The 22,203-nt window shown below is 69.3% G+C and carries 19 protein-coding genes; 12 read left to right on the forward strand and 7 right to left on the reverse strand.

Going from position 1 to position 22,203, the window contains the following annotated elements:
- The first annotated feature begins 79 nt into the window (after positions 1-79).
- Entirely contained in the window at positions 80-1,255 is a 1,176-nt protein-coding gene (locus tag PWS46_RS16840; RefSeq protein WP_434620539.1) for an NnrS family protein, read from the forward strand.
- A gap of 4 nt (positions 1,256-1,259) precedes the next feature.
- On the opposite strand, the gene PWS46_RS16845 is transcribed toward PWS46_RS16840, so the two are convergent.
- From PWS46_RS16845 to PWS46_RS16855, 3 genes are all read right to left on the reverse strand, one after another.
- The gene (locus PWS46_RS16845; protein WP_434620542.1) at positions 1,260-2,261 is read right to left on the reverse strand and encodes a glutathione S-transferase family protein; all 1,002 of its coding nucleotides are present in this window, start codon (positions 2,259-2,261) and stop codon (positions 1,260-1,262) included.
- A gap of 87 nt (positions 2,262-2,348) precedes the next feature.
- On the reverse strand, positions 2,349-2,933 hold the full coding sequence (locus PWS46_RS16850; protein ID WP_434620545.1) for a YceI family protein: 585 nt from the start codon (positions 2,931-2,933) through the stop codon (positions 2,349-2,351).
- A 45-nt stretch (positions 2,934-2,978) separates the two neighbouring features.
- The gene (locus tag PWS46_RS16855) at positions 2,979-3,818 is read right to left on the reverse strand and encodes a hypothetical protein (protein ID WP_434620548.1); all 840 of its coding nucleotides are present in this window, start codon (positions 3,816-3,818) and stop codon (positions 2,979-2,981) included.
- Positions 3,819-3,943: 125 nt separating this feature from the next.
- Here PWS46_RS16855 and PWS46_RS16860 point away from each other — a divergent pair, with 125 nt between their 5' ends.
- Positions 3,944-4,948: a LysR family transcriptional regulator gene (locus PWS46_RS16860; protein ID WP_434620551.1), complete on the forward strand. Its 1,005-nt coding sequence runs from the start codon at positions 3,944-3,946 to the stop codon at positions 4,946-4,948.
- On the opposite strand, the gene PWS46_RS16865 is transcribed toward PWS46_RS16860, so the two are convergent.
- Entirely contained in the window at positions 4,945-6,804 is a 1,860-nt protein-coding gene (locus PWS46_RS16865; protein ID WP_434620554.1) for a DEAD/DEAH box helicase, read from the reverse strand. The genes PWS46_RS16860 and PWS46_RS16865 overlap by 4 nt on opposite strands.
- 508 nt (positions 6,805-7,312) lie before the next feature.
- On the opposite strand from PWS46_RS16865, the gene PWS46_RS16870 reads away from it, so the two are divergent.
- From PWS46_RS16870 to PWS46_RS16910, 9 genes are all read left to right on the forward strand, one after another.
- Positions 7,313-8,371 carry a LacI family DNA-binding transcriptional regulator gene (locus tag PWS46_RS16870; RefSeq protein WP_434620557.1) on the forward strand — a complete coding sequence of 353 codons (1,059 nt, stop codon included), beginning with the start codon at positions 7,313-7,315 and terminating at the stop codon, positions 8,369-8,371.
- A gap of 44 nt (positions 8,372-8,415) precedes the next feature.
- A complete protein-coding gene (xylB, locus tag PWS46_RS16875; RefSeq protein WP_434620560.1) occupies positions 8,416-9,867 on the forward strand; it encodes a xylulokinase in 1,452 nt (483 codons plus the stop codon).
- A complete protein-coding gene (gene xylA / locus PWS46_RS16880; RefSeq protein ID WP_434620563.1) occupies positions 9,864-11,186 on the forward strand; it encodes a xylose isomerase in 1,323 nt (440 codons plus the stop codon). The genes xylB and xylA overlap by 4 nt, the downstream gene beginning before the upstream one ends.
- Positions 11,187-11,412: 226 nt before the next feature.
- Positions 11,413-12,471 (forward strand): D-xylose ABC transporter substrate-binding protein, encoded by a 1,059-nt coding sequence (gene xylF, locus PWS46_RS16885; RefSeq protein ID WP_434620566.1) that lies wholly within the window; start codon positions 11,413-11,415, stop codon positions 12,469-12,471.
- Entirely contained in the window at positions 12,471-13,796 is a 1,326-nt protein-coding gene (locus tag PWS46_RS16890) for a sugar ABC transporter permease (protein ID WP_434620569.1), read from the forward strand. Before xylF ends, PWS46_RS16890 begins: the two co-directional genes overlap by 1 nt.
- Entirely contained in the window at positions 13,793-14,593 is an 801-nt protein-coding gene (locus PWS46_RS16895) for an ATP-binding cassette domain-containing protein (RefSeq protein WP_434620572.1), read from the forward strand. The genes PWS46_RS16890 and PWS46_RS16895 overlap by 4 nt, the downstream gene beginning before the upstream one ends.
- Positions 14,594-14,695: 102 nt before the next feature.
- Positions 14,696-15,877, forward strand: a complete 1,182-nt coding sequence (locus PWS46_RS16900; protein ID WP_434620574.1) for an oxygenase MpaB family protein — start codon at positions 14,696-14,698, stop codon at positions 15,875-15,877.
- A complete protein-coding gene (locus tag PWS46_RS16905; protein ID WP_434620577.1) occupies positions 15,874-16,929 on the forward strand; it encodes a sulfotransferase in 1,056 nt (351 codons plus the stop codon). Before PWS46_RS16900 ends, PWS46_RS16905 begins: the two co-directional genes overlap by 4 nt.
- The gene (locus tag PWS46_RS16910; RefSeq protein WP_434620580.1) at positions 16,926-17,933 is read left to right on the forward strand and encodes a hypothetical protein; all 1,008 of its coding nucleotides are present in this window, start codon (positions 16,926-16,928) and stop codon (positions 17,931-17,933) included. Before PWS46_RS16905 ends, PWS46_RS16910 begins: the two co-directional genes overlap by 4 nt.
- A 7-nt stretch (positions 17,934-17,940) precedes the next feature.
- Here PWS46_RS16910 and PWS46_RS16915 read toward each other — a convergent pair whose 3' ends face one another.
- A complete protein-coding gene (locus PWS46_RS16915; RefSeq protein ID WP_434620583.1) occupies positions 17,941-19,020 on the reverse strand; it encodes a TAXI family TRAP transporter solute-binding subunit in 1,080 nt (359 codons plus the stop codon).
- A gap of 92 nt (positions 19,021-19,112) precedes the next feature.
- Entirely contained in the window at positions 19,113-20,438 is a 1,326-nt protein-coding gene (locus PWS46_RS16920) for a hypothetical protein (RefSeq protein WP_434620586.1), read from the reverse strand.
- A gap of 88 nt (positions 20,439-20,526) precedes the next feature.
- Between PWS46_RS16920 and PWS46_RS16925 the strand changes: the two genes are divergently transcribed.
- The gene (locus tag PWS46_RS16925; protein WP_434620589.1) at positions 20,527-20,757 is read left to right on the forward strand and encodes a hypothetical protein; all 231 of its coding nucleotides are present in this window, start codon (positions 20,527-20,529) and stop codon (positions 20,755-20,757) included.
- 69 nt (positions 20,758-20,826) lie between these two features.
- Here PWS46_RS16925 and PWS46_RS16930 read toward each other — a convergent pair whose 3' ends face one another.
- Positions 20,827-21,999: a plasmid replication protein gene (locus PWS46_RS16930; protein WP_434620592.1), complete on the reverse strand. Its 1,173-nt coding sequence runs from the start codon at positions 21,997-21,999 to the stop codon at positions 20,827-20,829.
- Positions 22,000-22,203 lie beyond the last annotated feature (204 nt).

Raw genomic sequence — 22,203 nt, forward strand, 5'->3', positions numbered from 1 at the left:
TTGTTGCCGCTCAAAGCGCGAAATCCCGCCGGCCGCCAGTATAGGCCCCGCCACGCCACCGTCCTGAAGGCCGCCGACCATGCCCCCTCCCGTCACCAGCGCCCACCGGCTGATGTATCCGGCCGCGTCCCTCTTCGCCGCGCTGGCCGTCCCGCTGTGGCTGGCGCAGATCGGCGGCCTGCTGCCGCTCGGCTGGTCCCCGGCGATCCATGCCCACGAGATGACGCTGGGCTATGCGCTGGCGGTGGTCGGCGGCTTCCTGATGACGCGGCTGTCGCGCCCGATGCTGGCGGCGGCCTTCCTGTCCTGGCTCGCCGGGCGTCTGGCTCTGCTGGCCGGACTGCCGGCGGCGCTGGCTCTGCCGCTCGGCTTCGCCTATCCCGTGCTGCTGTTCGTGGTCGCCGGCCTGCCGTTCCTGCGCACCAGCCGCAGCGGCCACAACGCGGTGTTCGGCCCGCTGATCGGCGCCTTCCTGCTTGCCGAAGCGCTGTTCTGGGCCGGAGAGCTTGGCATCCTGTCGAACAGCGGCCAGCCGGTCGGCCTGCTGCTGATCGCCACGCTGCTGCTGACCATGGGCGGGCGCGTCATCCCCGCCGCCACCGCCGGCGCCCTGCGCCGCCAGGGGATCACCCTGACGCAGCGAGTCCAGCCGAGGCTGGAGGCGATGGGCATCGCCGGTGCCGTGCTTTGCCTGCTGTCGGCCGCCACCGGCCTGCTGGCGCTGCTGGGTGGCGTTGGCGCCGCGATGGCCGGCGCAAGCGCGCTCCTCCGCCTCGCCCGCTGGAAGCCCCATCGCCTGCTGCGCCAGCCGGAGATCGCCAGCCTGCATCTGGGCTATCTCTGCCTCGGCGCCGGCTGGCTGCTGGTGGCTGCGGCGGCGCTGTCCGGCCTGCCGCCCGCCGCCGGCTGGCACATGCTGGGGATCGGCGCGCTCGGCATCCTCGCCAGCGCCATGACCATCCGCACCACTCTGCAGCGGGAAGCGGAGCCGGAGCGTTTTCCGCCCGCCGCCACCGTCGCCGTCGCGCTGATGGCGACCGCCGCCGCTCTCCGCATGGCGGCGGTCTGGTGGCCGTCGCTGCCCCTGCTGACCGCCGCGGCGACCGCCTGGACTCTGGCACAGCTATTGACCGCCGCCGTCCTGCTCACCCGGCCGAGACGCTACGGTATGCATCGAATTCCCGGCCGAGGGAAATCCCCCTCTCCCCCCCGGGGAGAGGGGATCTTCTGCTGCATCGGAAGGGAACGGCGATGACCCCTCACCCCCGCATCCAGACCCCCTTGCCGGACAGCCGGTCGCGGTCATGCGGGCGGTCGAAGTCCAGCGCCGGCCCCTTCGGCACGATCAGCGTCGGGTTGATGGCGGGGTTGGTGTAATAGCCGGCCTTGATGTGGTCGATCTTCACCGTGTCGCGGATGCCCGGCCATTGGTACAGCTCGCGCAGGTACGCCGACAGGGTCGGGTAATCCTCGATCCGCCGCAGGTTGCACTTGAAGGCGCCGAAATAGGCGGCGTCGAAGCGCACCAGCGTCACGAACAGCCGCCAGTCGGCCTCGGTCAGATGCTCTCCGGCCAGATAGCGGCTGGCCGACAGATGCGCCTCCAGCCGGTCGAGCGTGGCGAACAGCCCGTCGAACGCCTCGTCGTAGCTGGCCTGCGATTTGGCGAAGCCGCAGCGGTAGACGCCATTGTTGACGCTGGCATAGACCGCCTCGTTCCAGCGGTCGATCTCCGGCCGCAGCGGTTCGGGATAGAGGTCCAGCCGGTTGCCGGTCAGGCCGTCGAAGGCGCTGTTCAGGATGCGGATGATGTCCGCCGACTCGTTGTTGACGATCCGCCCCTCCTGCCGGTCCCACAACACGGGCACCGACACCTTGCCGGTATAGGTCGGATCGCTCGCCGTATAGAGGCTGTAATGGTGGCGAAAGCGGCCGACGCGCGGGCCGCCGTCCTGCTCCTCGGCATAGACCCAGCCGTCCTCGCCGATCACCGGCTCGGCCACCGACAGGCCGATCACCCCCTCCAGCCCCTTCAGCGCGCGGAAGATCAGCGTGCGCGAGGCCCAGGGGCACAGGTAGGAGACATAGAGGTGATAGCGCCCGGCCACCGCCGGCAGGGTGGGGCGACCGTCGGCATCCGGCGCGCCGTCCGGCGTGATCCAGTCGCGGAAGCGGGTCGGTTCGCGGTGAAAGGCGCCGCCCTTGATCTCACTGCCCGCGATGTCGCCCTTCACCCACACGCCGTTCACAAGCTGCGGCATCGCGCGTCCTCCTGTCGATGATCCGAATATGCGAAGGGGCCGGCGAACCGGCCCCTCCAGACTGCAACAGCCGAAAGCCGCCGGCGATCAGTTCTTGACCGCTTCGACCTCGATCAGCAGCTGGATGTCGTCGCCGATGGCCGGGGCGCCGTACTTCATGCCGAACTCGGTGCGCTTGACCGTGCCGCGGGCGGAGAAGCCGGCGGTCTCCAGCTTGCTGGCCGGGCTGACGCCGTCCTTGTTGAAGGTGACGTCCAGCACGACCGGCTTGGTCACGCCCAGCATGGTCAGGTCGCCGTGCAGCTTGCCGGTCTTGTCGCCGGTCTTCTCGATCTTCGTGCTCTTGAAGGTCATCTTCGGGAACTCCTTCGCATTGAAGAAGTCCGGCGAGCGCAGATGCTCGTCACGCTTGGCGTGGTTGGTGTCGACGCTGGTGGTGTCGATGGTGACGTTGACCACGCTCTTCTCGACGGCATCCTTGTCGAAGGTCACATCGCCGCCGACCGTGTCGAAGCGGCCGATCACGTTGGAGAAGCCGACATGGTTGACGATGAAGACGACGGCGGTGTGCGCCGGGTCGATCTTGTAGCTGACCGGGGCGGCGAAGGCGGGAACAACCGAACCGACGGCGGTCGCGGCAAACAGGGCGGCGGCGAACAGGGTCTTCTTCATGAACGGAACTCCGAAGGCAGATTTGAATGATTGGGAAAGGGGGGATCAGTAGGGCGATGCCTCGCCGCCGGTCAGCGCATAGGCCGCACCGATGGCGACCAGCGCCGGAAGGACCGCGACCACCGTGACGGCGGCCGCAGACGCGGCACGGCCGATCAGGCCGTCGCCCTGGGGAAGAAAGCGGCGCACCCGTCCGGCCAGCAGAGCGGGCAGGGCCAGCAGCAGCACCGCGGCCTGGGTCTGGGTGTACAGGGCCAGCACGGCGGCGAGCAGCACGGCGATGCCGGTCGCCACCCGCCCCGACAAGCCCCAGCCATGGCGTTCCACCGGCCAGTTCCACAGCAGGAAGCCGCCGGCCGACGCCGCCAGCGCCAGCGCCATCTGGGCGATGGAGGCCGACGAGCCGATCAGCGCGGTGCCGCCGACGGCCAGCGCCAGCGCCAGCAGCGAGGCGGCCGGCACCGTCGGGCTCTCCGCATCTTCCGAACCGCGGGCAAAAGCGACCCACGCCGCGGTGGCGAGCAGGACCAGCACGGTGACGACCGCCACCACGGAATCGAGCGCCGGCAGGGCGATCCACAGCAGCGAAGCGGCCAGCCAGACCGCCAGCACCACCGAAGCCGCCCGGCCGCGGACGCCGGCCGCATCGGCGACGACGCCCAGCAGCAGCCCGGCGGCCGAGGTCCAGAACAGCTTGCCCATGCTGGACGGCGGCGGCAGGGCCGGCAAGCCGATCACGAGCGCGAAGACGACCAGGAACCCGGCGGCGATGCCGGCCGCCGCCAGCGAACGCCGCAACAGATGCAGCACGCCGACCAGCACCAGCCCGACCAGCAGGGGCAGCACGCTGGATTGAACGAAGGGATCTTGAAGCAGCTCGGACATGAGGGGACAGCCGGGTTTCGGTAGGGTGGCGCAGGTCGCGCTTGGTCCGAGACCCTAACCTGTGCTCTGGTAAGCGCGAATTCGGGAGATTTGCAAAAAGCATATGCATGAATGAGCGGGAATAAATGCTAAGTAGCAGCAATTGGGATGATCTTCGCTTTCTGCTGGCCGTGGCGCGGCACGGATCCCTGTCGGCGGCTGCGCGTGTCCTGGGTGTGAACCACAGCACCGTCCTGCGCCGGGTGACCGCGCTGGAGCAGGCGATGGGCGCCCGGCTGTTCGACAAGATGCCCGGCGGCTATGTCCTGACCGCGGCCGGCGACGAGATGCACCGGGTGGCGCAGAAGATGGAGGAGGATCTGGCCGCCGCCAACCGGTTGCTGTCCGGCCGCGACACCCGGATCAGCGGCAGCCTGCGCGTCACCACCGTCGACATCCTGACCCTCTACATCCTGCCGCGCCACATCGCCGCCTTCCGCCGGCTCCACCCCGAACTGCGCGTCGATCTGGTGGCGGCGGAGGCCTCGCTCAGCCTGACCCGGCGCGAAGCCGACGTGGCGATCCGCGCCACCAGCAGTCCGCCGGAAAATCTGGTGGGTCGTGCCGTGTCCGGCCTCGCCTTCGCCGTCTACGGCGCCGCCGCCCGGCTGGACGCGACGGACCATGCCGGCGACCTCGGCCGACACCCCTGGGTCGGGCTGGACGAGTCCTTCGACCACACCAACCTCGCCCACTGGATGAAACGGACGGTGCCCGCGGCCTCCATCGGCTACCGCGTCAACTCGGTGGCCGGCGCGGTGGAGGCGGTGCGGGCGGGGATCGGCCTTGGCCTGCTGCCCTGCGGCGTGGTGGACCGCGACCCCGCCTTCCGCCGCATCGGCGACCCGGTGCCGGAGGCCGACGCCAAGCTCTGGCTGCTGACCCACGAGGATCTGCGCCACATGGGCCGCGTCCGCGCCTTCCTCGACTTCATGGCCGACGCGCTGACCCGGGAGCGCGACCTGCTGGAGGGGCGGTGCCCGCTCTCCCTCCCAAAACCCCCCTCTCCCCCCCGGGGAGAGGGTCGGGGTGAGGGGGAGGCACAGGGTGGATTCTCGGTTAAGGGCCGCCGCGCACCCCCCTCACCCTAACCCTCTCCCCGGGGGGGAGAGGGGACCGCGCCGGTGCCGCGAGCCGCATGCATCCCAAGGCCCGCCCGGCCAGCCCGGTGCGCCCCCCGCCGCCGGGTCGACCACGTGAACTGCGGATCGTCCACGATCAGATGCCGGTGATCCGACAGCCGGTTGCGCTCCAGCCAGCCGACCGTCGCCTCCAGCTCCGACAGCGTCATCTCCGACCGCGCCTTCTTCATCAGCCGCTTCAGCACGGCGTTGTAGATGTGGTAGCCGGTCGGCCCCTCGGCGACGAGATTGTTGTCCTCGTCTTCGATCACCTGCGCCGCGACCAGCTGTCCGATGCGCTGCCTCAGGTGATGCTCCGCCGCGCTCGGCGTCAGCGGCAGTTCCCCCGGATCACGCGACTGCGCCCCGAAATCCGGCCCCGGCGCCACCACGGCGAAGCTCAGCGCCGTGGCATTCGATTCCAGCGGAATGATCTCCGGCTCCCGCTCCGCCGAGCGCTCGAAGGGAAGCTCCTGCTGCGGCCTGCGGGTCTTCACCATGGCGCGGGTGCCCTGCTGGGTCTCCACCATGGTGCGGAACTGTTCGAACAGTGTGTCGGAGGGGTGGTAGATCAGCGCCCGCTGCCGGTCATAGGGGCCGCCATGCGGGTCGACCCGCGTCGCCCGCGCGATCGCCTGTTCCAGCCAGGGGCGGGAGCGGATGTGCGTCAGGCAGGCGACATGCGTGATCGACGGCGCATCCAGCCCCTCATAGGCCATGGCGACGGAGACCAGCACCGCCGGCTCCGGCCGCAGGCGGAAGGCGGCCACCACCTCCTGCGCATCGCGGCAGTCGGAAATGGCGAGCCGCGCCATCCTCCCGGCCTGCTCCTTTGGCATCCAGCCCTGCAGCGTCTCCAGATAAAAGCGCGCAGTCCCCTGGTCCGGCGCGATCACCAGCAGCTTGCCCAGCCCCGGATCGTCGCGCCCCTTCGGCAGCTTCAGTTCCGCCCGCCGCTTGGCCCGATGCTCCCGGCAGGAACGGTAGGCCTCGCGCAGCATCGCCTGGGCGAAGCCGGTGCGCAGCGCGGTGAACAGCGCGTCGCGCGTGTTCTCCCCCGCCTTGGACAGCGCATCGACCCAGCGGTTGGTCCGTTCCGCATCCAGCCAGGAGGCCGACCCGTCCATCGCCCCGAAGGTGACCGGCAGGATCGCCTTCTCCGCCAGCGCCTGCCGGCGTGAATAGCCGACCACCGCCCAGCCGGGCGCCTTGAAGTCGATCTCCCGCACCTTGCGCGTCCCCTGCGGCGCGCGGTAGGGCAGCCACAGGATCGGCCGCCCGTCGGCGCGCTCCAGCGTCCCGCTCATCAGCAGCCGGGCTGACGCGTTCTCCAGCAGCGGCAGGATCGACCGGCTCCAGGCGGTTTCCTCCTCCACCGCCGCCATGCGGTCGGTGTCGAACACCGCCGGCAGGTGGTGCAGCTCGTCCACCGCCAGCAGATAGCGGTGACGCCGGAACTCCTGCAGATGCAGCTCCGGCGCGGCGGCGACCGCCTGATAGGTCGTGACGTACCCCTCCAACCCGCGGCAGAGGTCGCGCCCGTTCTCCGCCGCCCGCAGGGCGATATTGTGTCCCAAAAGCTCGCGCCAGCGCGGATCGACGAAGGCCTCCTCCGCCTGCTGGCGCAGGCTGTCGCGCGGCACGATCCAGCAGACGCGGTCGATCCGCCCTGCCTTGTGCAGCGCCGCCGCCATGATGACCGGCAGCAGCGATTTCCCCCCGCCGGGCGTCACCGCCGCCAGAACGTCGCGAACCTCCGTCTGCTGCTGGCCGATGGCGTTGGCGATGGCACTGACCAGTTGCTGATGGGTTCTCAGCTGCGGCATTCCACCCTGCTGGCTGTGGCACGAGGGAGGAGCAAGCCTAAATTCCCGCGTGTCCCCCGGTCATGGGTGCAATCGAAGGTGTGGAACCCCATCGGGAGTAGCACGGTCCCCGGTCGGAGACAGCGATTCGCGTCGCCTAAGCCCTATGACGACGCTCTGCCACCGCAATTTGACGTGCGCACCTAAAAAATCTTCCTCGTCAGTCGGCTATATTTTTCAGCGGATCAGCCAGAAGTCAGAGCTTGAAGTTTTTATCCGCTTTTCTCGGCCGTCATCCCCGCGAAGGCGGGGATCCAGGCCACTCCGCTTCTTGGACCCTTGGAACGTCTGGATTCCCGCCTTCGCGGGAACGACGGCCGAGAGAGGCTCATGATGGGATCCAATGCGAAGCGCTTCAAACTTGAAGCGTCTCTCAGCGGGCCCCGCAAGAACCCACAAACTTTCAGAGCACCAGCTACACCTCAGTTTTTGAGTTGCGTACCTCAAAACGCAGGCATATGTTCGTGCCATGAACAATCAAGCCAACGACGCACCCCTGACCCTGCGCGACGTGGCCGCCGCGGCGGGCGTCAGCCTCGCCACCGCCGACCGGGTGATCAACGGCCGGCCCGGCGTCAGCGCCAAGACCGCGACCAAGGTGCAGGAGGCGGTGCAGCGGCTGGGCTTCCGCCCGCTGGCCGCCGCGGCGGAGCTGGCGCGGGCACGGTCCTGGCGCTTCGCCGTGGTGCTGCCCGGCGGCGGCAACCGCTTCATGATGGACATCGCCGACAACATCCGCGCCCAGGCCGACTGGTTCCGCGCCCGCCGCATCGGGGTGGAGATCGTCGAGACCGACGTGTTCGACGCCGACACCCTGGCGGCGGCGCTGTCCACCCTGCCGGGCCGTTTCGACGGGGTGGCGCTGGTGGCGCTCGACCATCCGCGCATCCGCGCCGCCATCGACGATCTGGTGGACGGCGGCATGGCGGTGGTGACGCTGGTGTCGGACGCCCCGACGTCGCGGCGCCAGCATTATGTCGGCATCGACAACATCGCCGCCGGCCGCACCGCCGGGTCGCTGGTCGGCCGTTTCCTAGGGCCCCCGCGCAATGGCGAGCCGGGCGGCGCGGTCGGCATCGTCACCGGGTCGGGCAGCCTGCGCGACCATGCCGAGCGCCGTTTCGGCTTCGGGCAGGTGCTGGCGGAGGAATATCCCCACCTCGCCCGCCTGATCCCGGTGGAGGGGCGCGACGATCCGGAGCGCAACCGCGATCTGGTCCGCCGCATGCTGGCCGACACGCCGGATCTGGTGGCGATCTACAACACCGGCGAAGGCTCCGTCGGCATCGGCGAGGCGCTGGCCGAGGCCGGACTCGCCCGCAAGATCCTCTGCGTCGGGCACGAACTGACCCCCGCCACCCGCCGCATGCTGCTGGACGGCACCTTCGCCGCCCTGGTCGCCCAGGATCCGGGGCACGAGGCGCGCTCGATGGCGCGGGTGCTCCACGCCCTGGTCACCGGCCAGGAGATCGTCGCGGCGCAGGAGCACATCCGGGTCCAGGTCATCCTGCGCGACAACCTGCCCTGAAAGACATCAAAGCCTGACGGGCATCATAGATAAGGTCGACAGTCATGTTTCTCGGGATCGACATCGGCACGTCGAGCGTCAAGGCGGTTCTGACCGACGCCGACGGGGCCGTCGCCGGCAGCGCGTCCCGCCCCTGCACCGTCTCCCGCCCGCATCCGCTGTGGTCGGAGCAGGAGCCGGAGGACTGGGTCGCCGCCGCCATCGCCGCGGTGGACGAGCTGGCCGAACGCCAACCGGCGGATCTCGCCGCCGTGATCGGCATCGGCTTCTCCGGCCAGATGCACGGCGCGGTGCTGCTGGGCGCCGACAACCGGGTGCTGCGCCCCGCCATCCTGTGGAACGACGGCCGCTCCCACCGCCAATGCGCGACGCTGGAGGAAAGCCTCCCGACGCTGCGGTCCATCAGTGGCAACATCGCCATGCCCGGCTTCACCGCGCCCAAGCTGCTGTGGGTGGCGGAGGAGGAGCATGAGGTCTTCGCCGCCCTCGCCAAGGTCCTGCTGCCCAAGGCCTATGTACGCTGGCGCCTGACCGGCGCGATGGTGGAGGAGATGTCGGACGCCTCCGGCACGCTGTGGCTCGACGTGGCCCGGCGCGACTGGTCGGACGAGCTGCTCGCCGCCACCCGCATGACCCGCGCCCACATGCCCGATCTGGCCGAAGGCTCCGACGCCGTCGCCCGGCTGTCGCCCGACCTTGCCCGCCGCTGGGGCATGCCCACGCCGCCGGTGGTGGCGGGCGGGGCAGGGGATTGCGCCGCCAGCGCCGTCGGGCTCGGCGCCATCGCGCCCGACGACGGTTTCCTCAGCCTCGGCACCTCCGGCGTGGTGTGGCGCACGACCGACCGTTTCCTGCCCAACCCGGCGATGGCGGTCCATGCCTTCTGCCACGCGTTACCCGGCGTCTGGCACCAGATGGGCGTCATGCTGTCGTCGGCCGCCTCGCTCGCTTGGGCCGCCTCCACCCTCGGCGCGCCGGAGGCGGAGCTGCTGGCTCCGCTCGGCGACGCGGTGGACGGCCCCTCGCCGGTCGCCTTCCTGCCCTACCTGTCGGGCGAGCGCACCCCCCACAACGACGCCACCGTGCGCGGCCTGTTCGCCGGCCTGTCGGCGGAGACCGGCCGCGACGCCATGGTCCAGGCGGTGCTGGAGGGCGTCGCCTTCGCCTCCCGCGACAACCTCGTGGCGCTGGGAGTTGGCGCCCCGACAATCTTCGACCTTGCCGGCGGCGGTTCCCGCTCGCGGCTGTGGGCGCGCATCTGCGCCGACGCGATCGGCGTCACCATCCACCGCATCGAGGATGGCGAGGTCGGCGCCGCGCTGGGCGCCGCCCATCTCGGCCGCATGGCGGCGACCGGGGAATCCCCCGCCACCGTCTGCCGCAAGCCCCGCCGTCTTGAGACCTTCACCCCCGATCCGGCCCGCGCCGAGGCGTACAGCCAGGCGTGGCTGCGCTGGCGCCGGCTCTACCCCCTTGCCAAGGAGTTCGCGTCTTGAGCACCGCCTCTTTCTTCGGCGACCTGTCCCCGGTCACCTACCGTGGACCGGACAGCCGCGACCCGCTGTCCTACCGCTGGTACGACAAGGACCGCGTGGTGCTGGGCAAGCGGATGGAGGACCATCTGCGGCTGGCCGCCTGCTACTGGCACAGCTTCTGCTGGCCGGGCGGCGACCCCTTCGGCGGCGAGACCTTCCAGCGCCCGTGGATGCGCCCCGGCCTCGACCCGATGCAGGCGGCGGGCGCCAAGGCGGATGTCGCCTTCGAGATGTTCCGCCTGCTCGACATCCCCTATTTCTGCTTCCACGACCTCGACGCCGCGCCCGAAGGTGACTCGCTGGCCGAGAGCGTCGACAATCTGAAGGCAGTGACCGAGCTGTTCGCGGCGAAGATGGAGACCGCCAAGGTCCGGCTGCTGTGGGGCACCGCCAACCTGTTCTCAAACCGCCGCTACATGGCCGGGGCGGCGACCAACCCGGACCCCGACGTTTTCCTCTATGCCTGCGGTCAGGTCCGCGCCGCGCTGGAGGCGACCCATGCGCTGGGCGGCGCCAACTATGTCATGTGGGGCGGGCGCGAGGGCTATGAGACGCTGCTGAACACCGACCTGAGGCGCGAGCTGGACCAGATGGGCCGTTTCCTGGCGATGGTGGTGGAGCACAAGCACAGGATCGGCTTCGACGGCCCGATCCTGATCGAACCGAAGCCGCGCGAGCCGACCAAGCACCAGTACGACTTCGACGTCGCCACCGTCTACGGCTTCCTGGAACGCTACGACCTGCTGGCCGACGTGCGGGTGAACATCGAACAGAACCACGCCATCCTCGCCGGCCACAGCTTCCAGCACGAGGTGGCGCTGGCGCTGGCGCTCGGCATCTTCGGCTCGCTCGACATGAACCGGGGCGACGCGCTGCTGGGCTGGGACACCGACCAGTTCGCCAACGACGTCGGCGAGCTGACCGTGGTGATGCACGACATCCTGAAGGGCGGCGGCTTCACCACCGGTGGCCTGAATTTCGACGCCAAGATCCGCCGCCAGTCGCTCGACCCGGCGGACCTGCTGCACGGCCACATCGGCGGCATCGACACCTGCGCCCGCGCCCTGCTGCAGGCCGCGCAGATGCTGGAGGACGGCGCCCTGACCAAGCCGCTGGCCGAGCGCTACGCCGGCTGGGACGGCGCGGAGGGGCAGGCGATCCTGTCCGGCAAGCGCGACCTCGCCACGCTGGCCGACCGCGCGCTGACCGGCGGCATCAACCCGCAGCCGCGCTCCGGCCGGCAGGAGTATCTGGAGAACATCGTCAACCGCTACGTCTGAACTGAGAGGGACAGTCCCTCCAATCATTCGCAACGTTCTCGGCCGTCATCCCCGCGAAGGCGGGGATCCAGGCGTCCCGATCACGAAACCATTGGGAAAGCTGGATTCCCGCCTTCGCGGGAATGACGGCCGACCACGGAGAATCAACAGCTTCGACCGATTTCACCATCTGCTTTCGTCGATCAACAAGGCCGCCCCCGATGCGGCCACTCTGGGAGGAAACACGATGAAGCACCGCCTCACCGCCACCATGGCCGGCCTGTTCCTGACGCTGGCCGCCGCCACCACCATGACCTCCACCGCCGCGCTCGCCGCCGGCACCACCGTCGGCGTCTCCTGGTCCAATTTCCAGGAGGAACGCTGGAAGACCGACGAGGCGGCGATCAAGGCCGTCATCGAGAAGGCCGGCGGCAAATACCTGTCGGCCGACGCCCAGTCCTCCCCGGCCAAGCAGCTCTCCGACATCGAATCGCTGATCTCGCGCGGCGCCAATGCGCTGATCATCCTGGCGCAGGACAGCGACGCCATCCGCCCGGCGGTGGAGAAGGCCGCGGCCGAGGGCATCCCGGTCGTCGGCTATGACCGGCTGATCGAAATCCCGTCGGCCTTCTACATCACCTTCGACAACAAGGAGGTCGGCCGGCTCCAGGCGCGCAGCGTCTTCGCGCTGAAGCCCAAGGGCAACTACGCCTTCATCAAGGGCAGCTCCACCGACCCCAACGCCGACTTCCTGTTCGCCGGCCAGATGGAGGTGCTGAAGGCGGCCATCGACCGCGGCGACGTGAAGAATGTCGGCGAGGCCTACACCGACAAATGGCTGCCCGCCATCGCCCAGCAGAACATGGAACAGATCCTGACCAAGACGAACAACAAGGTCGACGCCGTGGTCGCCTCCAACGACGGCACGGCGGGCGGCGCCGTCGCGGCGCTGGCGGCGCAGGGCTTGGCCGGGACCGTGCCGGTGTCGGGCCAGGACGGCGACAAGGCGGCGCTGAACCGCATCGCGCTCGGCACCCAGACGGTTTCGGTGTGGAAGGACGCCCGCGAACTCGGCCGCCGCGCCGCGGAGATCGCCATGGATCTCGCCGGCGGCAAGAAGATGACCGACATCCCCGGCGCCACGACCTTCGACGGCGGCCCGAAGAAACAGAAGATGACCTCGCTGTTCCTCACCCCCATCGCCATCACCAAGGACAATCTGGGCCAGGTGATCGACGCCGGCTGGGTGACCAAGGACGTGGTGTGCCAGGGCGTGAAGCCCGGCAGCGTCAAGGCCTGCAACTGATGGCGGAGCCGTCCACCACCCTGTCCCCGGCGCCCTCCTCCTCGGAGGCACCGGCCGGACGGCGGGCCGGCATCGGCGACGCCCTGCGCGCGCTGGAGCTGGACACCCGCATGGTCGGGATGATCGGGGCGCTCGCCGTCGTCTGGATCGGCTTCGACATCCTGACCGGCGGCGCCTTCCTGACCCCGCGCAACCTGTGGAACCTGTCGGTGCAGACCGCGTCGGTCGCCGTGATGGCGACGGGCATGGTGCTGGTCATCGTCACCCGCAACATCGACCTGTCGGTCGGCTCGATCCTGGGCTTCACCGGCATGGTGGTCGGCGTGCTCCAGGCCCGCATCCTGCCGGAGATCTGGGGCTTCGACAATCCGCTGACCTGGGTGGTGGCGGTGCTGGCGGCAATCGCCGTCGGCGGGGCGGTGGGGGCGCTGCAGGGCGCCGTCATCGCCTATCTCGGCGTGTCGTCCTTCATCGTCACGCTGGGCGGACTGCTGGTCTGGCGCGGCGCGGCCTGGTGGGTGACGACCGGCCAGACGGTGGCGCCGATGGACGGGCTGTTCAAACGGCTGGGCGGCGGCTTCGACGGCGCCATCGGCGCCGGGCCAAGCTGGGCGGTCGGCATCGCCGCCATCCTGCTGTCGGTCGCCGCCATCGTGATGACGCGGCGGCGCCGGGCCGGTTTCGGCTTCCCCGTCCGGCCCTTGTGGGCGGAAGGGGTGGTGATCCTGCTGGTCGCCGCCGCCATCACCGGCGCCGTGCTGGTGGTCAACGCCTATCCCCTGCCCATGCCGGTGGTGCGCCGGATGATGGAGGCGCAGGGGCTGGCGACCGACGGCACCCTGCCTGTGGTCGCCCACGGCTTCGCCATCCCGGTGCTGATCGCGCTGGCGGTCGGCGTGGCGGTGACCTTCCTGTCGCGGCGCACCCGCTTCGGCCGCTATGTCTTCGCGCTCGGCGGCAATCCGGAGGCGGCGGAGCTGTCGGGCATCAACACCAAACGGGTCCTGGTGATGGTGTTCGGGCTGATGGGGGCGCTGTGCGGCCTGTCCGCCTGCATCGCCACCGCCCGGCTGAACGCCGCCACCAACGCCAACGGCACGCTGGACGAGCTGTATGTGATCGCCGCGGCGATCATCGGCGGCACCTCGATGGCCGGCGGCGTCGGCACCATCCTGGGCGCGATGCTCGGCGCCATGGTGATGCAGTCCCTGCAGTCCGGCATGGTGCTGCTGGGGGTGGACGCGCCGATGCAGAACATCGTCGTCGGCGTCGTGCTGGTCGCCGCGGTCTATATCGACACGCTCTATCGCAGGGGGATGAAATGACCGGCCTTGCCATGGCGGAACCCCAGGCCGCGACAAGCCCGCTGGTGGAGATGCGCGACGTCTCCATCGCCTTCGGCGGCATCAAGGCGGTGGACGGCGTCAGCATCGACCTTTACCCCGGCGAGGTGGTCGGTCTTCTCGGTCACAACGGCGCCGGCAAATCGACGCTCATCAAGATCCTGTCCGGCGCCTATGCCGCCGACCATGGCGAGATCCGGGTGAACGGCGAGCCGGTCCAGATCTCCAGCCCGCGCGACGCCAAGCGCTGCGGCATCGAGACGATCTACCAGACGCTGGCGCTGGCCGACAATGTCGACGCCGCCGCCAACATCTTCCTGGGCCGCGAGAAGCTGACCCCCTGGGGCACGCTGGACGACCACGCGATGGAGGCGGAGGCGCGCAAGGTGATGGGCCGCCTGAACCCGCATTTCCGCCGTTTCAAGGAACCGGTCAAGGCGCTGTCCGGCGGCCAGCGCCAGTCTGTCGCCATCGCCCGCGCCATCCATTTCGACGCCCGCGTCCTCATCATGGACGAGCCGACCGCAGCCCTCGGCCCCGCCGAAACCCAGCAGGTCGGCGAACTGGTGAAGCAGCTGAAGCAGGAGGGCATCGGCATCTTCCTGATCTCCCACGACATCCACGATGTGTTCGATCTGGCCGACCGCATCCATGTGATGAAGAACGGCAAGCTGGTCGGCACCGCCCGCGTGTCCGACGTGACCAAGGACGAGGTGCTGGGCATGATCATCCTCGGCAAATGCCCGCCGGGTGCGGTTCCCGGCCCAGGAGCCGCCTGACCGGGCCTTCGCGCTTGCCTCCCGCCGGGACATGGGAGGTTGCGCCCGCTCCGCTGCCTGTCCACAATCGCCGCCGCACCTCTTTCGCACAGGCAAGGCGGCATGAGCATTCCGACCGACTACCGTTCCGGCCTCGCCGCCGCGACGCCCATCGACCCAGTCATGGCGGAGCGGTACGTCCGCCACATGACCATCGGCGACCCGGCTGCCGACGCCCTGGTGGCGGAGTTCCAGCGCCATCCCGCCGCGCAGCAGCGCGAGTGGATGCGGCGCGGCATCGAGGAGGGTCCCGCCGCCCTCGCCGATGCGCCGGACGCCGTGCGCGCCTTCTTCGCCGACATTGAGCAGGTGCCGGACTGGTTCGATCCCAAGGCCGCCGGTCTTGGCTGCCGCGCCTTCCACCGCCATTCCGAAATGTTCCTCGGCGCCTTCGTCGGCGCGGTCCTGATCGAAGGCTTCTCCACCCGCATCTCGAAATCCTTCAGCATCACCGGCCGTCTCGTCGACCAGGGGGTGCGCCGGCTGAAGCAGAACAACCTGCATCTGGTCGAGATCTTCATGCCGGGCGGGCTGGACCGCCGGGGCGAGGGCTGGAGGCTGTCGGTGCGCATCCGCCTGATCCACGCCCGCGTCCGCCATCTGCTGAGCAACTCCGACGAATGGGACCTCGAAGCCTGGGGCACCCCGCTCAGCTCCGCCCACATCGCCTACGCCACCGCCGCCTTCTCCGGCCTGCTGCTGCAGCGCGCCGCCATGCTGGGCGTCGCGCTGACGGCGGAGGAGCGGGCGTCCTTCATGATGATCTGGCGCTATTCCGGCTGGCTGATGGGGGTCGATCCCGAACTGCTCTTCGCCGACCAGGAGGAGGCGCTGCGCATCCATCGCATCGGCACCCTGTGCGAGCCGCCGCCGGATCTGGAATCCATCCTGCTCGCCAACGGCCTGATCAACTCCGCGCCGATTGTCGCCGGCATCGCCGATCCCAAGGCGCGCAAGGCACTGACGAAGCGCATCTACACCATCTCGCGCGCCCTGATCGGCGATGCGCTGGCCGACCGGCTCCGCTACCCGAAGTCGCACCGCCTCAGCGGCATGGGCGCGCTGGCGCTGCTGCGCTGGACCAACCGGATGGAGCGCCTGCTCTACGGGCTGGTGCCGGCACTCGGCCGCCGCCGCCGCGCCGGCCAGTTCCAGCGCATGCTGGAGGTCTCCTTCCACGACCCCGCCGGGATCAGCTACCGCATGCCGGAAAAGCTCCACGCCGAGAAGGATGCGCCGCTTTGACCGTATCTGCGGCTGCCGGCCGCCCCATCGCCCCGGTTCTGGTGCTCAGCACCGGGCGCTGCGGTTCGACCATGCTGTCCGATCTGCTCAACCGGCATCGGGATATCCTCAGCCTGTCGGAATTCTTCGTTCCGCTGGGGCAGGAGGCGTTCATCTGGAAAAATCCAGACGGCGCGCGGTTCTGGCGGCTGCTGAGCGAGCAGGGACCGGCGATGCGCGCCACCCTGCGCGCCGGCCGGGTGGTGGACGAGGCGCTCTACCCCTACGACAAGCCGGGGCAGCGCTTCACCGCCCAGACCATGCCGCCGGTGATGGCGGTGTCGCTGCCGCACCTGACGCCGGATTACGAGGCGCTGTACGACCAGCTGGCGGCGGAGGTGCCGTCCTGGCCGCGCCGGCCCTTGGCCGACCAGTACCGGGCGTTCTTCGAGCATCTGCGGGGCCGGTTCGGCCGGCGCGTCTGGATCGAGCGGTCGGGCGGCTCGCTGATGCTGGCCGCCAAACTGCTGCGCCTGTTTCCCGATGCGCGGGTGATCCATGTCTTCCGCGACGGCCGCGACACCGCGATGTCGATGGCCCAACACCATAATTTCCGCGTCCTCGCCGGGCTGTCGCTTGCCTGCCGGCGTGTCGGCCTCAACCCCTGGGCGCGCGCCCTGTCGCCGACGGTCGGCCATGCCGAGGCGCTGGGCTACCGCCTGATGCTCCGCCTGCTCGACACCGGCCGGCTGGACCGCGAAGGCCTGCCGCTCGCCGAGTTCGGGCGGCTGTGGAGCCAGCTGATCGAGACCGGCGACGCGGTGCTGCGCACTCTGCCGCCCGACCGCCTGCTGACCGTCCGCATCGAGGATCTGCAGAACTCGCCGCGCGACGAGTTGCGCCGGCTGATCCGCTTCGTCGATCCGTCGCTGGAGGACGAAGGATGGCTCGACGCCGTGTCCCCGATCCCGCGCCCGGCGAAGCCGCGCTTCACCGGTCTGCCGCCGGACCAGTTGCGCGCCCTGACCGACGCCTGCGCGCCGGGGCTGGACCTGCTGGGATACGGGCGATGACCGCGCCTGTCTCCCAAGCCGGCTGCCCGTTCGTCCCGCTTCTCCGCCGTAACTTCCAGCGGCGGCGGCCGGACGGTTCGCTGGCGCGCCTGTTCCATGAAAAGGCTCATGGCTGCCTTCAGGGGATCTTCCGGGTGGAGCCGCCCGACGATCCGGCCCTGCGCCAGGGTCTGTTCGCCGTTCCCGGCAGCTATCCGGCACTGGTCCGCTTTTCGAGCGGCCTGCTGGACGACGACCGCCTGCCGGACGCGCGCGGCATGGCGATCAGGCTGTCGGGCGTTCCGGGGCCGGTGTGCGCGGGCGCGCCGCCCGGCCGGCAGGATTTCCTGATGACCGACCAGCCGCGCACGCCGTCCCGCGACGCGGACGAGGCGCTGCGCTTCTTCACCGCCATCGACGGCATCGGCGAGATCACCCCGCTGCGGCTGGTCGCGCCCTCCTACCTCGTTCCCGGTTTTAATCCCCGGCGGATCCGCTGGCATTACGCGGCGCTGATGCTGGACACCGCGCTTGCCCATCTCCGCGAGACCCTGTTCGGCCGCGACCTCGCCGCGCTGACCTATCACGGCGTCACCCCCTATCGGCTGGGCGAGGGGGCGATGAAGTTCCAATGCCGTCCGGTCCCTCCCATCGCGCGGGCCCGCCGCCGGCCCGGCGGCAACTTCGCCGAACGGCTGCAGGCCAGACTGAACCGGGGACCGCTTTCCTTCGATTTCCTGATCCAGCCGCGCCAGGGGGAGGACGATCCGCTCGACAGCGCCGGCACGCCGTGGCGCGGACCGCTGATCCGGGTCGCCCGCCTGGAGCTGCCCCCGCAAGATCCGGCGGCGGGCCTGGCCGCCGGCGAGCGCATCACCTTCAACCCGTGGAACGCCCTGGCGGCGCATGAACCCCTCGGCTCGCTGAACGCGGCGAGGCGGGCGGTCTATGCCGCATCGGCCGCCGACCGCGGCGCCGTTCCGCCTTTGCCGGACGAGACGTCGGAGGATCACCCGTCGCCCTGACCGCCCCCTATTGCGGGGACCGCGCCTGCCACAGCAGGAACTGCTCGAACAGCTTCTCCGCCTGCTGGGGCGGGATTCCGCGCTGTTCGACGAAGCTGCGGAACTCCTCCTTCCTCGCGGCGGTTTGCGTTTCCTTTCCCGCCGATGCCTGACGCAGCCACTGCTCGGCCGGCTCGAAGCGGGTCCAGCCCGGCACGTCGGCCGCCAGATTGACCTCCTTCCATTTCGGATGGCGCGGCGGCTTCAGGAACTCGTCGAACCTGCTGAAGAAGGCGTCGACGAAGCGGGCGACCTTGCGGTGGCGGTCCACGTCGCGGTCCCAGCCATAGACCGCCATCACCGCGCCGACCGCCACGGTGTCGACCTGTTCGCCGGGCTTGATCAGCCCCTCATAGTCGGCGCTGGTCAGCCGCGACGGCAGATAGGTGTCGAGCAGGGCGGCACTCATCGGGATCGACAGGAAATGCAGCCCGTCATTCCCTTTCAGGTCGCGGAACAGCCGGGTCGGCTTGCCGGCGACATAGGCCATCGCCGCGATCTCGCCCCGGCGCAGCTTCTCCAGGGCCAGGGCCTGGTCGTCCGCCTGCGGCTCCACCCTGATGCCCAGCATGTCGAAGATCAGCGAGGCGGTCATGCTGGTCCCGCTTCCCTGCACGTCGACATTGACCTTGCGGCCTGCCAGATCCTCGATCCGCGTCACCTCGGGGCCGGCGAGGATGTGCATTTCCTCGTTGTAGAGCTTGGCGATGTATTTGATCCGGCGGTCGAGATTGGGCAGAAGCCTTTCGCGCTTGGCATAGGCGAGAACGTCCGACTGGACGATGCCGACGTCGATCCCCTTCAGCAGCACGATGTCCTTCAGGTTCTGGACCGAGCCCTTGCCCAGCATCGGCAGGACGCGCAGCGTGTCGCCGTCGTCCAGCACCGACGCCAGATCGGCGGCGATCCGCACGTAGGTGCCCTCGACCCCGCCCGACACGATGCCGACGGTTCCGCTGTTGGCGTTGACGCCGCGCGCATCGGCGGCCGACGCCGTGCCGGCTCCCGCCATCGCGCCGCCGGCGATGCATGCTCCCAGCACGAGCATGCGGCCCAAACGAAGAATACGGCCAAAATGAAGAATATGGGCGACCGATGCCTTCATGATGCTCCCCCCTCGATGGCTCCGCCTGCGCCCGGCTATCTGGACTTGCCGGCGAGCCAGTCGGTCAGTTTCTTCAATTGCTGTTCGGCGTCGCCGCTGCCGGCGGCGACCGCCCGCCGGTACCAGGAGGCCGCCTGCTCCGGATCGGGCGGAAGCCCGCGGACATGCAGCCGCTCATGGACAAGCGGATCGTGGGTCCGGCCGAGCGCGAAGGCCGCCTTCGCATTGCCGGTCGCGGCCAGCATCTCGTAATAGAGCCGCGCGCCCGCCAGATCGCCCTGGGCGAACAGGTCGTCGCCCCGCTTCATCAGTGCCGCCTCGGGAATGCCCGACGGCAGCTTGGGCGGACGCTGCACCGCCACCTCGCGCTGCTGCTGCGGCGGTGGGGGAGGGGGCGGGGCGGCCACCACCGGCGCGGCCGGAAGGGCGGCGGTGGTGACCGGCGGCTCTGGTATGGGAGGCGCGGCGACGGACTCCTGAACAACCGCCTGCACCGTCACTTCGGGGGCGGCGTCGATCTCCCGATCCGGCGATTTGACAGGGGCCGGATCGGGTGCGGCCTCGCTCGCCACGGTTTCGCTTTGCGGCGGGTCCTGTGTTGCCGGTGATGCGGCGCTTCCCGATCCCATCGGTTCCGCATCCGGCACGGTCGCCGCCACGGTCTGCTCCATGGTCTGCGATGAGCCCCCTTGCGCCGGCGGAGGCGTGTCCGACACCGGCGGTTCGGCGGATGCGACCGCTTCGGTGAGCGGGATCGCCAGGGTCACCGCCTGTCTGGCGACCACGCCGCCGCCATGGTCGGTCACCGCCGTGATGTGCAGAGACACCGGATCGGAGATGTCCGGCGGCAGGGTCATGGTCAGGTCGCGCAGCCCTTCCAACTGCACCTTCCACGCACCGTCCGCTCCCCGCTCGCCGTTCGAAAGGCTGGCCTTCGCCGGCAGATTGTCGATCAGCACATAGGTGATCGCTTCATGTTGCGGGTTCGGCTGGCCATAGGGGGCGGTGACGGCGATGGACAGCAGGATCGGCTGCCCCGCCCCGTTGCCGGAGGCCTGGGCGGCAATGAACGGCATCAGCCGCCAGTCGGTCTCCGCTCCGTCCACTTTGGCCACACCGCCCTTGGGCTCGTCCCGTTTGGGGATCACCATCGTGCGCGTGGCGACGGCGTCCGCCGGCGGGGCAGTGGGTGGCAGGGAGTTGGCCGGCGGCTTCTCCCGCACGACGAGCCAGGAGTCCAGCGTGCTGCCCGCCCCGCCATCCTCCCGACCTTCCTCCCCCTGCACGGTTCCGGCAAGCAGCACACCCGACCGCCAGGAGACGCCGTCCAGTTGTACCGGCAGCGCCAGGACCGTCAGCACGGCCAGACAGGGGCGTAAGGAACCCGGACTCCGCGGTCTGGCTTCACCGTGCTGAAAAGGGCGCAGAAAACCGGACTGGATCTCGCGCATGGCGGCATCCTCCCAGACAAAATCCCTCAAGACCAGCCATGAAGCCGGATCGAATTTCGGGACTTTTGAAAGATATGCGGCGATGTTTTTACGCCGTCAGTTGTTTCGAATTCTTTATTATCTTACCGACCGCTTAGGGTCGTTTTATTCTATGGAGTGGCGGGGGAAAAACAACCATCCCGTAGAGGGCATTTCCCGTTTTACGGCAAAGGGTGGATTACTTCCTTAGATCCGAATCCGAAGCCGAACGGGCGGCAACCATGCCGGCCGGTCGGGCTTCGATCCGAAAGGTTGGGGATCAGCCTTCGCCCTGGGCGCCCAGCAGGTTGCCGCGGCGGCGGCGGATCTCGACGCTCTGGCCGGGGGTGATCGGCAGGAACTCGCGCGGGCGCTCGTCGCTGCCGGCCAGGGCGCGGTAGGTGGCGGCGTTCGCCTCCTGCACGTCGTTGCCGCGGCGCACCTGATCCAGGAACTTCCTGCTCGGCATCATGATGTATTCGATGTCGTTGATGCGCCGGCCATCCTTCGACACCGTCTTCTCGACATGGTCGAGGATTCCCTCCTCCACCAGCGAATCCACGGCCGAGGTCACGGTGCGCAGCGTGTCGCGCCGCCGGCTCCACTCGTTCATGCCGCTGTTGTTGATGATGTCGTCGGCCGACAGGGTCATCGGCGGCACGCCGTCCGGCATCCGCGTCAGGTCGAGATCGCCATACTCGATCGACAGCCGGTTGTAGAGCCAGCGCGCCACCGGGCTCTTCAGCCGCATGATCCACTGGTAGGAGATCGGCTTGAATTCCAGGTTGCGGATGGCCGAGGCGACCAGCGCGTTGAACTCCAGATAGGTGTCGTTCTCGTCATCCTCGCCGCCCTCGCCGGTGCGTGGGCGGATGTAGAGGGTGGGGAAGACCGACGATTCCAGGACGGGCCGCGCCGACTTGCGGCCGTTCTCCGGCACCTTGCTGATGATCATGCGGGTACGGGCCAGGATCTCCAGCGCCTCTCGGATCTCCGCCGTGTCCATGGTCCGGTTGACCGCCCGCAGTTCGCGCCGGATCTCGTACAGCGAGAAATGCACGCGCACGCGGTCCTGCTTGTCGCCCATCAGCGACAGGCGCGAGCGGTCCATGGCGAGGCGGCGCACCACCTGCTCGACGATCTGCTCGCGCTCCGACGGAAACACCTCATACTCGACCATGCGCTTGTCGGCCGGATCCTCGCCGGGGCCGGGCTTGGCCGGGCGATAGATGCGGGCGGGCTGCAGCGTCAGCGAGAACAGGGCATCCTTGAAGGGAAACTCCTTGTGCACCGACTGGACGAACGCATTGGCGGCCGGCAGCTCCGGCTCGGTCCCACGGCCCTTCGACACGAACACGAATCGCGGCGCCGTGTCGTAAAGCGCGATCATATGGGACTGACTGCGGTCCTCCATCTCGAACAGAGTCAGCTGGACCGCGTTCGCCTTGCTCATGGCTCATCCCTCCTCGCCAACCGCCACGATAGGGGCTGGCGTCGGACGGACGCAACCGGCGGGTCGGAATCTCCGCGAAGCCCTGTGTCCCGTTTGGCCGCGCTTGTGTAGGAACTGCCCGCGCCTGTGTCCCGAATGCCCGCGTTTCGCGCGGACAGTCGCCAGCCGACAGCCCCGGAAGCGCCCCGGCCGTCCCGAATCGGC

Source organism: Azospirillum sp. B2RO_4, from assembly GCF_051124815.1.
Lineage (GTDB): Bacteria > Pseudomonadota > Alphaproteobacteria > Azospirillales > Azospirillaceae > Azospirillum.